Genomic DNA, 11964 nt, shown 5'->3' with positions numbered 1-11964 from the left:
CGGATACGCGAAGGAGGGGCAACGATGAGCACACTGGAGATCCGCGATCTGAGCGTCGTGTATGAGGCCGCGCACCGGGGCGACGCGCCGAACGTGGCGCTCGCCAACGTCAATCTCGAGGTGGCGAGCGGTGAGTTCGTGGTCGCGCTCGGCGCTTCGGGCTGCGGCAAGACCACGCTGTTGAACTGCATCGCGGGCTTTGTCGACCCCGCGCAGGGCGAAGTGCGCGTGAACGGCGCGCGCGTGGCCGGCCCTGGAGCGGAGCGCGGCGTCGTGTTCCAGAAGCACGCGCTGCTGCCGTGGCTCGACGTGCTCGATAACGTCGCGCTCGGCCTGCGCTTTCGCCGCGTGCCGAAGGCCGAGCGCGAGCGCATCGCGCGCGAGCAGCTCGCGCTCGTCGGGCTCGAGGACCACGCGCGCTCGCGCGTCTATGCGCTCTCGGGCGGCATGCAGCAGCGCGTGGGCATTGCGCGCGCGCTCGCGAGCGACCCCGAGGTCCTGCTGATGGACGAGCCGATGGGCGCGCTCGACGCGATGACGCGCGAGTCGGTGCAGACGCTCGTGCTCGACGTCTGGGCGCGCACGCGCAAGACGGTGTTTTTCATCACGCACAGCGTCGAGGAGGCGCTCTTTCTCGCGACGCGCGTGGTGGTGATGACGCCGGGGCCCGGCCGCATCGAGCACGAGTATGAAGTGCCGTTCGCGCGGCGCTATCTGCACACGCGCGACGCGCGCGCGGTGAAGTCGTCGCCCGATTTCATCGAATGGCGCGAGCGGCTCGTGCGGCTGCTTCATGCCGATGCCGGCGAGCCGGCGCTATCGTGAATCCGGCGCCCTGTGCGCAGGGCCGCGAACTTGCTGAATATGTTGAAGAGAAAGGTGAAATCATGAGCGTGCCGCAGGAGTCGCTTGGGGACGTCGCGTTGACGGCGAGCGGGGTTGGGGCATTCGATGCCGCCGTGGCCGCAGCCCAGGCCGAAGCTCTGGCGGGGTCTTCAGATCGTGCGCGGGTGGCATCCGCCGACCGGGGCACGTCCATTGATCGCCCGCGGACCACGCCCGCCACCCGGCGCGCGAGCATCCGCCGCATGCCCGGCGAAGGCCCGACCGCGGGCTTGAGCGCCGCCTCGGTGGCCGCGCTCGCGCTGCTATGGTGGCTGGCCACGCATCTGCACTGGCTGCCGCCGCTGTTCCTGCCCACGCCCGAGGCGGTCTGGCAGGCTTTCGTCGACGCCTGGCACGGCCGCATCCAGGGCGGCCTGCCGCTTTCCGAGCACCTGTTCTGGAGCACGCTGCGCGTGTTCGGCGCGTTTGCGCTCGCGGCGGTGACGGCGATTCCCGTCGGCATCCTGATGGGCGTGTCGCGCGTCGCGCGCGGCTTGCTCGATCCGCCGCTGGAGTTCTACCGGCCGCTGCCGCCGCTCGCCTACCTGCCGCTCGTGGTGATCTGGTTTGGCATCGACGAGACGGCCAAGCTCGTCGTGATCTGGCTCGCCTGCTTCGCGCCCATCGCGATGGCCGCGCGCGCCGGCGCGAAGAGCGCCAGCGTCGAGCAGTTGCGCGCGGCGGCCTCGCTCGGCGGCAGCTTCACGCAGATCGTGCGTTTTGTCGTGCTGCCCGCCGCGCTGCCCGAGATCCTCACGGGGCTGCGCATCGCCATCGGCTTTGGCTGGACCACGCTCGTCGCCGCCGAGATGGTGGCCGCCACCGCGGGCCTCGGCCAGATGGTGCTCAACGCGTCGAGCTTCCTGCGCACCGACGTCGTGGTGATGGGCATCGTGCTGATCGGCCTGATCGCCTGGGGCTTCGATCTCGGCATGCGCGCGCTCGAGCGTCGCCTCGTGCCGTGGAAGGGGCGCGGCTGAAGTTGCGCGTCCAGAATCCGGAAACCCGGACGCCACCCGGGCCGGATTTCTGGAAACCCAGATTCACCGCACGTTTCTGAGACAAAAAAAGCCTTGTAAATCAAGGCTGTTGGCGTTGTGCGTCGCTGGCATCAACCTTGCGAAATAGAAAGCGCGCGGCTACCCCAGCCGCGACAAAAAAACAGTAAGGAGACAGCCGATGTCCGATCCCTATTCCCGGTTTCGCTGATCCCCCGTTTCGACCTGTCGCGGCCTTGCACGGCCATCGGCTCAACCTATTTGCGGGATTCCATCGTGAAGAAACCTCTGCACAAAGTCCTTTACGTCCAGGTGATCGTGGCGATCGTCATCGGCGTGGTGCTCGGCCACTACTGGCCGGCCATCGGCATCGACATGAAGCCGCTCGGCGACGCCTTCATCAAGCTCATCAAGATGGTGATCGGGCCGATCATCTTCTGCACCGTCGTGACCGGCATCGCCGGCATGGAGGACATGAAGAAGGTGGGCCGCGTGGGCGGCAAGGCGCTGCTCTACTTCGAGATCGTCTCGACCTTCGCGCTGCTGCTCGGCCTGATTGCCACGCACGTGCTCAAGCCGGGCGCGGGCTTCAACGTCGACGTCCACACGCTCGACGCCAAGGCCGTGGCCAGCTACGCGGAGAAGGCGCACGGCCAGAGCACGGTCGACTTTCTGATGCACATCATTCCGGACACGATGTTCTCGGCGTTCGCGCAAGGCGAAATCCTGCAGATCCTGCTGATCGCGCTGCTGTTCGGCGCAGTGCTCGCGCAATTGGGCGAGCGCGGCCGCGTGGTGACCGAGTTCATCGACAGCGTCTCGGGCGTGCTGTTCGGCGTCGTCAAGATCGTCACGAAGCTCGCACCGATCGGCGCGTTCGGCGCGATGGCCTTCACGATCGGCAAGTACGGCGTGGGCTCGCTGGTGCCGATGCTCAAGCTGATCGGCACGTTCTATCTGACCTCGGTCGTGTTCGTGCTGGTGGTGCTCGGCGCGATCGCGCGCTTCACGGGCTTCTCGATCATCCGCTTCGTTTCCTACATCAAGGAAGAGCTGCTGATCGTGCTGGGCACGAGTTCGTCGGAGTCTGCGCTGCCGCAACTGATGCAGAAGCTCGAGCGCCTCGGCTGCTCGCGCTCGGTGGTGGGTCTCGTGGTGCCCACGGGCTACTCGTTCAACCTCGACGGCACCAACATCTATATGACGATGGCAGTGCTGTTCATCGCCCAGGCGACCAACACCGACCTCACGTGGACCCAGCAGCTCACGCTGCTCGCGGTGACCATGCTGACCTCGAAGGGCGCGAGCGGCGTGACCGGCGCGGGCTTCATCACGCTCGCGGCGACGCTCGCCGTGGTGCCGACCATCCCGCTCTCGGGCATGGTGCTGATCCTCGGCATCGACCGCTTCATGAGCGAGTGCCGCGCGCTGACCAACATCGTCGGCAACGGCGTGGCGACGGTCGTGGTCTCGGCATGGGAGAAGGAGCTCGACCGCAACAAGCTGCGCGCCGCGCTTTCGGGCCAGACCGAAGAAATGAAGGAGAGCGCGGGCGCGTAAGCCCGTGCGTTCAAGGCGACGCGTTTGAGCCCGTGTGTTTAAGTGCAGGTGGTGCGGTGTGCAAGGTGGCGGTGGTGGCGGCGGCCGCACCGCATCGTGCCGCCGCCGCACCGGGCTACACCGGGCTGCACCGGGCTGCACCGGGCTGCACCGGGCTGCACCGGGCCGCGCCGGGCCGCACCGCATCGCGCCGCCGCACCGCACCGCACCGCCGCCGCTTGCAAGCTCCGCCGTTCCAGCATTCGCGGCGGGCGCCACTGGGCGGCGCCCGCGGCTTTCCCTGCGTCGGCTGTGGCGATCCGCCCGCCTGTTCCTTCCCGTTTTCCCCAGCCTGTTCCCCGGCACCGTCCGTTTCTCACCGTAGGCCGCCTCGCACGGTAAGCGTGTGCCACAATTCCAGCCATCCCCGCACGATCATCCGGAAGCCTCATTCGTGACGCGCCGCCTCATCCTGTTGTTCGCGCTCGCCGTCGGGCTCGCGGCGGTGTGCCTGCTCGCGTGGTCGCTCTCCTGGCAGACCGGCGTCGACGCGCTGCGCCGCAACGCCGCCGTGCGCAACGACCGCACGACCGCCGCGCTCAAGAGCACGCTCGAGCGCTACGAGTCGCTGCCGTATCTGGTGGGCGCGCATCCGCTCGTGCAGGACGTGCTCGCCGATCCGAAAGCCGACTGGGTGGCGCAGGCGAACCGCTATCTCGAGGACGTGAACCGCCACGCGCGCGCCACCACGACCTACATCATCCGCGCCGACGGCCTGTGCATCGCCGCGAGCAACTGGCGCGGGCAGGACAGCTTCGTGGGCGTGGAATACCGCTTCCGGCCGTACTTCATCGAGGCGGCGAAGGGCGGCGTGGGGCGTTTCTTCGGCATCGGCACGATCTCGCACGATCCGGGCTACTACATTTCGCAACCGGTGCGGCGCAACGGCAAGATCGTCGGCGTGGCCGTGGTCAAGCTCAATCTCGAATGGTTTCCGGGCTCGGACGCCTCCGAGCCGCTGCTCGTCACCGACGATCACGGCGTGATTTTTCTCTCCTCGGTGCCTGCATGGAAGTACCGCACGGTGCGCCCGCTGCCGGCGGACGTGGTGGCGTCCATCGACGAGACGCGCCAGTACGCGCGCCAGGACATTGCGCCGTTGCCGGTGAGCGTGGAGCGCGTGCTGGAGGGAGGCGCCGATATCGTGCGCATCGGCAGCGGCCTGCGCGCCCCGCGTTACCTCGAGACGCGCCGCGGGCTCGGCGAACCGGACTGGCATCTCGTGACGATGTCGCCGGTCGATCCGGTGCTGGACGCCGCGCGCAACGTGACGATCATGACGGGCTTCGGCTACGTCTCGGTGTGCCTGCTGGCGTTCTACTGGCGCATGCGCCGCGCGCGCGTGCGGGAGGTGCTGCGCAGCCGCGCGATGCTGCAAAAGGCCTATGCGATGCTCAACGACCGCGTGGCGGAGCGCACCGCTGACCTGTCGCAGGCGAACGAGCGGCTGCAGCGCGAGGTGGCCGAGCGCACGCGCACGGAAGCGGAGTTGCGCGCGACCCAGGACGAGCTGATTCAGGCGAGCAAGCTGGCGGCGCTCGGGCAGATGGCCGCGGGCATCACGCACGAGCTGAACCAGCCGCTCGCGGCGCTGCGCAGCTTCTCGGACAACACCCGCGTGTTTCTGGAGCGCGGCCAGTACGATGCGGCGCACGAGAATCTGGAGGCGATCGGCTCGCTCACCGAGCGCATGGGCAAGATCGTCAATCAGCTCAAGCTCTTCGTGGGCCGCGCGAAGCCGAAGAGCCAGCGCTCGCCCGTGGCGCGCGCGTTGCGCAACGCACTTGCGCTGCTCGGCAAGCGCCTCGAAGGCGTGGGCATCGCGCTCGCCATCACCGATGGCGACGCCGCGAGCGCGCCGCTCGACCCGCACGGCGAGTATCCCGAGCTGGTTGCGCAGTGTGACGACCTGCGGCTCGAACAGGTGCTCATCAACCTGATCGGCAATGCGCTCGACGCGGTGGCGGGAGCGAGCGCGCCGCGCATCGCGATCGACGTGCGCGCGCTGCCCGCGACGATCGAGATCTCAGTGGGCGACAACGGGCCCGGCATTCCCTCCGATGTCATGCCACGACTTTTCGAGCCCTTCTTCACGACGAAGGAGATGGGGCAGGGGCTGGGCCTTGGGCTTGCGATCTCCTCGTCGATCGCGCGCGACTGCGGCGGCACGCTCGCGGCGCACAATGCGGTGGATGGCGGCGCCTGTTTCGTGCTGACGCTGCGCCGCACGCGTGTGAACGCAGCGCTCGCGGCCACCAACGGAAGCACGACGTCGCCCGCCGCGGCGAATACGGCAGGAAACACGGCGACAGCGGGAAATTCGTCGGCGGGATATCAGACGCCGCCCGCGAACGGCGCACAGCACTGAAATAAGGAGGACGAACGAATATGGTCAGCTCGATGCCCGGCCGGGTGCTCTACGTAGAGGACGACGAACTGGTGCGGCGCGCCGGCGTCCAGAGCCTGCAGCTCGCGGGCTTCGACGCGGCCGGCTTCGCGAACGCCGAGGCCGCGCTGCCGCTCGTGGACGCCGAATTCGCCGGCGTCGTGGTGAGCGACATCCGCCTGCCCGGCATGAGCGGGCTCGATCTGCTCGCGCAATGCCACGAGCGCGCGCCCGACGTGCCGGTGATCCTCGTCACGGGCCACGGCGACATCTCGATGGCCGTGCAGGCGATGCGCGACGGCGCCTACGACTTCATCGAAAAGCCGTTTGCGTCCGAGCGCCTGATCGAGACGGTGCGGCGCGCGCTGGAGCGCCGCACGCTGATGCTGGAAAACCTCGCGCTGCGCCGCGAACTGGCGGGGCAGAACACGCTCGCGCCGCGCATCATCGGCAAGAGCCCGGCGATCGAGCAGGTGCGGCGGCTCATTGCGAACGTCGCGCCCACCGACGCTTCCGTGCTCATCAACGGCGACACCGGTGCGGGCAAGGAGCTGATCGCGCGCAGCCTGCACGAGCTCTCGCCGCGCCGCGACAAGCCGTTTGTGGCCGTGAACTGCGGCGCGCTGCCCGAGCCGATGTTCGAATCGGAGATGTTCGGCTACGAGCCCGGCGCCTTCACGGGCGCAGCCAAGCGACGCATCGGCAAGCTCGAGCACGCCGCGGGCGGCACGCTCTTTCTCGACGAGATCGAGAGCATGCCGCTCGCGCTCCAGGTCAAGCTCTTGCGCGTGCTGCAGGACGGCGTGCTGGAGCGTCTCGGCTCGAACCAGCCGGTGCGCGTCGACCTGCGCGTGGTCGCGGCGGCCAAGGGCGACATGATGGAGCACGTCGCGGCGGGCACTTTCCGGCGCGACCTGCTGTATCGGCTCAACGTGGTGACGATCGCGCTGCCGCCGCTCGCCGAGCGCCGCGAAGACATCGTGCCGCTGTTCGAGCATTTCCTGCTGGACGCGGCGGTGCGCTATCAGCGTCCCGCGCCGCTGTTGACCGAGCGCGACCGCATGCGCCTCGCGCAGCGCGACTGGCCGGGCAACGTGCGCGAGCTGCGCAACGCGGCGGACCGCTATGTGCTTGGCATTCCCGACGATGTCGCGCCGCAGGCGGCGAGCGGCGCCGACGAGGCGCTGCCGCTCAAGGAGCGTGTGGAGCAGTACGAGCGCGCGCTGATTGCCGATGCGCTGCAGCAGACGCACGGTGCGGTCGCCCAGGCCGCCGAGCGGTTACAGATGGCGAAGGCGACGCTCTACGAGAAGATGCGCCGCTACGGGCTGGTGGCGCGAGGGGAGAACGAAGCGCGCGGGTGATGACCCATGCGGTGAGGCGGGGCAAACAAAAACGGCAGCGGATTGTCCGCTGCCGTTTGCTCTTGAGACGCCGCCGGGTGTCGCGAAGGGCGGCTCTCGAGGGTGTCAGGTCGCAAGCGCCTTCTGCAACAGCGCGTCGAGTTCCGCGAACTTCGGCTCGCCCACGTAGCGCTTGAGGATCTTGCCGTTGCGGTCGATCACGAAGGTGGTGGGCGTGAGCTGGACGTTGCCGAACTGCCTGGCCGCCGAGCCGTCGTCCATCGCCACCTTGAACGGCAGCTGGCGCGTTTGCGCGTAATTGGCGACGTACATGGGCGCGTCGTAGTTCATCGCCACCGCGACGAATTCGAGGCCTTCTCCCTTGAAGCGGTTATAGGTCTGGATCATCTGCGGCATTTCCTGCATGCAGGTGGCGCAGCTCGTCGCCCAGAAGTTGACGAGATAGACCTTGCCCTTGAGATCGGCGGTCGAGACCTTCTGGCCGGAGAGCAGCGTGAAGGTGGCGTCGGGCACGCGCTGCTGGCTGCCGAAGAACGCGAAGTAGCCGGCAATCGCCAACGCGGCGACAACGACCAGGGTGCCGATAGTGCGGATCGCACCGGAGCGCGCCTTCGGGGGAGTCGGGGATGCGGACATGGATGAAGCCTCGGGCGCCTCAGGGCGCGGAAATGAGCGGGAGTATTGTAGCGCCGAATTTCCCGGCATAGCGGTTGCGGCGGCACGGCCGGGCATAAGCAAAGGATAATGTCCCGCGCAGCCATTTCCTCACACTTTTCAGCCGGCACGCTCGCGCCCCATGGTCTTCAACTTTCTCTTCCGCGCCCATCTTTCGCAGATTCTGCCGTCGTCCCGGCGCGCGCCCCTCGCGCGCGCGGCGGCCGCGGGCCTGCTTGCGGGCCTGCTCGGTACGCTCGTTGCCTGTTCGCCCACCTACGACTGGCGCACGATATCGAATAGCGCGAGCGGCTATAGCGTCGATTTGCCGGCCAAGCCCGGCGCCGACGAGCGCCGCATCGACGTGGATGGCACGCCAATGCTCATGCGGGTCCAGACCGCCGAGGTGAGCGGCGCGGTGTTCGTGATCGGCACGCTCGACCTGCCCGACGCGCAGCCGGCCACGCAGCAAAAGGCGTTGGCGTTCCTGCGCGCAGGACTTGCGCGCAACGTAGGCGCCGCGCCCGAGGCGCACACGGTGGCCGTGCCGCTCGAGGCTGGCGGCTCTGTCGAGGGTGTCGACATGCAACTCGCCGGCAAGGCGGGCGCGAAGGACGAGCCACGCACGATCCATGCGCGGCTCGTCGCCAAAGGGGCGCATGCCTATCAGTTGGCGATCGTGGGCCGCGAGCAGCCGGCGCCTGAGCAAGTCGATCAGTTCTTCCAATCGTTCAAGCTCTATTGAGCGCCTCTTAGGATTACGGAGCGACAGCCGATTGCGGCCGGAAGTGAATGTGTTCTCCTGGGTTTACGGGCTAAAACCCGGATTTCATTGAGGGTTTACTGGTTACCCACAGGCCCTGTGGGTAACTTTGTGGAAAAAGAGGCTTCGTCGCCCGCAAATGGCGGCGCTGTGGGCTTTTTGTTAGTTTGGCGTGTTTCCCGGCAAATCGTTAAATGTATAAAAATCAATGACTTGCATTTTGCGTCAAAGCTAAATGCGAATCGTGCATGAAAATGAGGCCAACACGACGATGTGTGCATAAGTCAAGTCTTGACTTCCTTTTTTTGATCCATCTGAAGATTGGAATTCGGGATTCGGCGGCGGCCGCGCGCAATGCGTGGCGATGGCGAGCCTGAGCCGTCGTAAAACTGTCGACCCGCGCCGCTAGTGCGCACTACTGATCACTGAACACACGCCGGTACTGCACCGCTTCCGCGACGTGCGCGGCTTCTGGCGTGGACGCGCCTGCGAGGTCGGCGATCGTGCGTGCCACCTTGAGCGCGCGGTAGTAGGCCCGGGCCGACCAGCCGAAACGCTCGCCGGCTTCGCGCAGCAGGGCTTCACCTGCGGCGTCGGGGTGGCAGACCTCGTCGGTCTCGCGCCCGCTCAGCTCCCGGTTGGTCTTGCCCTGGCGGGCGATCTGGCGCTCGCGCGCCACCGCGACACGCGCCGCGATGGCCGCGCTCGACTCACCGGGCGCGCTCGCGCGCGACGCGATCTCGACGGGCGGCAGCGCGGGAATCTCGATCTGGATGTCGATGCGGTCGAGCAGCGGTCCGGAGAGCTTGCGGCGGTAGCGCGCCGCGGCCTCGGGCGTGCAGCGGCAGCGCCCAGAGGGGTCGCCGCGCCAGCCGCACGGGCACGGATTCATCGCGGCGACGAGCTGGCAAGCGGCGGGAAAGTCGGTTTGCCACGCCGCGCGCGAAATGGTGATGGCGCCCGTTTCGAGGGGCTCGCGCAAGGTCTCCAGCACATGACGGTTGAACTCGGGCAGCTCGTCGAGAAATAGGACGCCTGAATGTGCGAGCGTGATCTCGCCGGGCTGGGGCGGATTGCGTCCGCCGATCAGCGCCGCCGCGCTGGACGAATGGTGCGGTGCGCGAAACGGCCGCCGGCGCCATTGCTGAGGCGAGAAGCCCAGTGCGCGCGCAGGTCGCGGACGCCATAGACATCGACGCCAGGCACGAGGGCGGCCTCGGCGGCATTGTCGGCAGGAAGGTAGAGCTCAGGCGTACGCAGGCAAGAGGCCACAGCGCTGGCGTGCACCTGTGCCGATGGCGAGCCATGCGATTCAGGCGGCTGCAATACCGAGTCGGCGCCGGCATGCGCGCGCGCCGTCCCGCACGCCATCGCGAACGCGCCACGCATGGGGCGCACGGCGCCCGAGAGCGAGAGCTCGCCCGCGAACTCGCGCACATGCGTGAGCGCCGTGGCGGGAATCTGCCCGCTCGCCGCGAGGATGCCGAGCGCGATGGGCAAGTCGAAGCGGCCCGACTCTTTCGGCAGGTCGGCGGGCGCGAGATTCACGGTGATGCGGCGCACGGGAAACTCGAAGCCGCAGTTCGAAAGCGCGGCGCGCACGCGCTCGCGGCTTTCGCGGACTTCGAGATCGGGCAGGCCGACGATAGAGAACGACGGCAGCCCGTTGGCGAGATGAACTTCGACGGTTACATCGGGCGCGCGGCCAGCAGCCGGCGCGCGGCTGCGCACCACGGCAAGCGACATGGAGATCTCCGGAAAGGGGGCGCATGAACGGTCAGCGGCGGGTGGTTGGCGCGGACACCCTTCATGCGCGAGGCTGGTGAGGCGCGTGCCCCTTTGCGGTTCCATTGCGGAACGGTTACGGCTCGCTTGCCTCGGGGCCATTCATTCGCGCGAACGGGCCCCAGGTGCGCATTGGATTGTTCAGGACGACTGGCCAGTCACCGGCAGCTTCTGTTCGAGCTCGGCCACACGGCGCTCGAGCTCTTCGAGGCGCTGGCGCGTGCGCACGAGCACCTGCGTCTGCGCGTCGAATTCCTCGCGCGTGACGAGTTCGAGCTTCGAAAAGCCTTGTGAGAGCATGGCGCGCACGTTGCGCTCGACGTCGCGCGCCGGCGAATTCTTCAGGAGCTCGCTGACCTTCGATTGCAGATCGTTGAATACATCGTTCGGTTGTTTCATTCGGTTCCCCTTACTACATCAATTCTCCGCACAAAAAATGTGCAGACTTCGTTTCGATTGTGCCTCGCTTTGAATCGTGACCGATCTTGGTGCGAGACCCGCGAGGCGTGTATTGCCCATGAACGCAACTGGTGCACGGTGCGGCTGCCACGTGCCTGCGGCGCCGCAACACGCGCATACGGCCCGCCACCTGTCCCACATGCCCTTGCCTGCGCGTGCGATGCCTGAGCGCCGGGCTTGCCTGCCTGAAAACACTCTAGCAACGATCGACAGGCGCCGCCACCGCGCAGCGCCAGCGCTGGCCGTTCGGCCAGGACCGCGCTGGCGGCCGCTCATGCCCGCGTGGTGCGGGTTGGCGCGCGTGGACCGGCATTGTCCACGGCTTGTGCGGATCGTGCATCGAGGCGCGTCAGAAAAGATGCCTGAACAAACTGGCACGCGTGTTGCTAATACTGCGGGCGCACCGAACAACGGCTGGCTCGCGGTGCGCCAGCGGGGCGAGACCCGCTCCGCCGGCGCCCGTTGCAAGACTGAAAACGGGATGAAAGCAATTAATAGCAACCGCAGCGAGGACTAAATGAAACTGATCACAGCCATCATCAAGCCGTTCAAGCTCGATGAGGCGCGCGAGGCCCTATCGGCCATCGGCGTCTCGGGAATCACGGTCACCGAAGTCAAGGGCTTCGGCCGTCAGAAAGGCCACACCGAGTTGTATCGCGGTGCGGAGTATGTCGTGGACTTCTTGCCCAAGGTCAAGATCGAAGCGGCCGTATCAGACGACATCGTCGAGCAGGCCATCGAGTCGCTCGAGCGCGCCGCCCGCACCGGCAAGATTGGCGACGGCAAGATTTTCGTCACCCCCATCGAACAAGTCATTCGCATCCGCACCGGCGAGACCGGCGCGGACGCCCTGTGATCGCCTGACGGCGTCCCTGAGACAGCGATACGAGAGAGACAAGAGGAAACCGAGATGCGCAAATATTTGATGTCCCTGCTGATGGCCGGCTCGCTGCTGGCCGGCGGCGTCGGCGCGGCGCTGGCCGACGATGCGTCCGCGCCCGCCGCCGCTTCCGCGCCCACTGCGTCCGCGTCCGCCCCTGACGCTTCCGCCGCTGCCGCGGCCTCCGCCCC

Annotated in this window: 8 protein-coding genes and 2 pseudogenes; 7 read left to right on the top strand and 3 right to left on the bottom strand. The window is 67.4% G+C overall.

Features of this window, described 5'->3' with window-relative positions; genetic code table 11:
- Positions 1–24: 24 nt before the first annotated feature.
- The 5 genes and pseudogenes from BO1_RS08040 (at position 25) to BO1_RS08020 (ending at position 7232) form a co-directional block, all read left to right on the top strand.
- Positions 25–825: a taurine ABC transporter ATP-binding protein gene (locus BO1_RS08040; RefSeq protein WP_028217129.1), complete on the top strand. Its 801-nt coding sequence runs from the start codon at positions 25–27 to the stop codon at positions 823–825.
- 263 nt (positions 826–1088) lie between these two features.
- Positions 1089–1865, top strand: a complete 777-nt coding sequence (locus tag BO1_RS08035; RefSeq protein WP_245643739.1) for an ABC transporter permease subunit — start codon at positions 1089–1091, stop codon at positions 1863–1865.
- 291 nt (positions 1866–2156) lie between these two features.
- Positions 2157–3443, top strand: a complete 1287-nt coding sequence (locus BO1_RS08030) for a dicarboxylate/amino acid:cation symporter (protein ID WP_028217127.1) — start codon at positions 2157–2159, stop codon at positions 3441–3443.
- Between the two features lie 385 nt (positions 3444–3828).
- A pseudogene (locus BO1_RS50080) lies at positions 3829–5748 on the top strand (sensor histidine kinase); the annotation flags it as partial.
- Between the two features lie 122 nt (positions 5749–5870).
- Positions 5871–7232 carry a sigma-54-dependent transcriptional regulator gene (locus BO1_RS08020; protein ID WP_028217126.1) on the top strand — a complete coding sequence of 454 codons (1362 nt, stop codon included), beginning with the start codon at positions 5871–5873 and terminating at the stop codon, positions 7230–7232.
- A 105-nt stretch (positions 7233–7337) separates the two neighbouring features.
- On the opposite strand, the gene BO1_RS08015 is transcribed toward BO1_RS08020, so the two are convergent.
- Positions 7338–7868 carry a TlpA disulfide reductase family protein gene (locus BO1_RS08015; protein ID WP_028217125.1) on the bottom strand — a complete coding sequence of 177 codons (531 nt, stop codon included), beginning with the start codon at positions 7866–7868 and terminating at the stop codon, positions 7338–7340.
- A 160-nt stretch (positions 7869–8028) separates the two neighbouring features.
- Between BO1_RS08015 and BO1_RS08010 the strand changes: the two genes are divergently transcribed.
- A complete protein-coding gene (locus BO1_RS08010) occupies positions 8029–8631 on the top strand; it encodes a hypothetical protein (RefSeq protein ID WP_245643733.1) in 603 nt (200 codons plus the stop codon).
- 433 nt (positions 8632–9064) lie between these two features.
- Here the strand turns inward: BO1_RS08010 and BO1_RS50075 are convergent.
- Both BO1_RS50075 and BO1_RS08000 read right to left on the bottom strand, forming a co-directional pair.
- Positions 9065–10395: pseudogene (locus BO1_RS50075) on the bottom strand (YifB family Mg chelatase-like AAA ATPase).
- 180 nt (positions 10396–10575) lie between these two features.
- Positions 10576–10833 (bottom strand): accessory factor UbiK family protein, encoded by a 258-nt coding sequence (locus tag BO1_RS08000; protein WP_028217123.1) that lies wholly within the window; start codon positions 10831–10833, stop codon positions 10576–10578.
- A gap of 577 nt (positions 10834–11410) precedes the next feature.
- On the opposite strand from BO1_RS08000, the gene BO1_RS07995 reads away from it, so the two are divergent.
- Complete coding sequence (locus tag BO1_RS07995) at positions 11411–11749, top strand: P-II family nitrogen regulator (RefSeq protein WP_028217122.1); 339 nt, start codon at positions 11411–11413, stop codon at positions 11747–11749.
- The last annotated feature ends 215 nt before the right edge of the window (positions 11750–11964 follow it).

It is taken from the genome of Paraburkholderia oxyphila NBRC 105797, assembly GCF_000685075.1.
In the GTDB taxonomy this organism is placed as follows: Bacteria; Pseudomonadota; Gammaproteobacteria; order Burkholderiales; family Burkholderiaceae; genus Paraburkholderia; species Paraburkholderia oxyphila.
The sequence above is the reverse complement of the archived record's forward strand: the minus strand, read 5'-3'. Positions and strand labels throughout refer to the sequence as shown.

Coding starts and splice junctions, on each gene's coding strand:
- BO1_RS08040 (WP_028217129.1), top strand. CDS start 25: ATGAGCACACTGGAGATCCGCGATCTGAGCGTCGTGTATGAGGCCGCG.
- BO1_RS08035 (WP_245643739.1), top strand. CDS start 1,089: ATGCCCGGCGAAGGCCCGACCGCGGGCTTGAGCGCCGCCTCGGTGGCC.
- BO1_RS08020 (WP_028217126.1), top strand. CDS start 5,871: ATGGTCAGCTCGATGCCCGGCCGGGTGCTCTACGTAGAGGACGACGAA.
- BO1_RS08015 (WP_028217125.1), bottom strand. CDS start 7,868: ATGTCCGCATCCCCGACTCCCCCGAAGGCGCGCTCCGGTGCGATCCGC.
- BO1_RS08010 (WP_245643733.1), top strand. CDS start 8,029: ATGGTCTTCAACTTTCTCTTCCGCGCCCATCTTTCGCAGATTCTGCCG.
- BO1_RS08000 (WP_028217123.1), bottom strand. CDS start 10,833: ATGAAACAACCGAACGATGTATTCAACGATCTGCAATCGAAGGTCAGC.
- BO1_RS07995 (WP_028217122.1), top strand. CDS start 11,411: ATGAAACTGATCACAGCCATCATCAAGCCGTTCAAGCTCGATGAGGCG.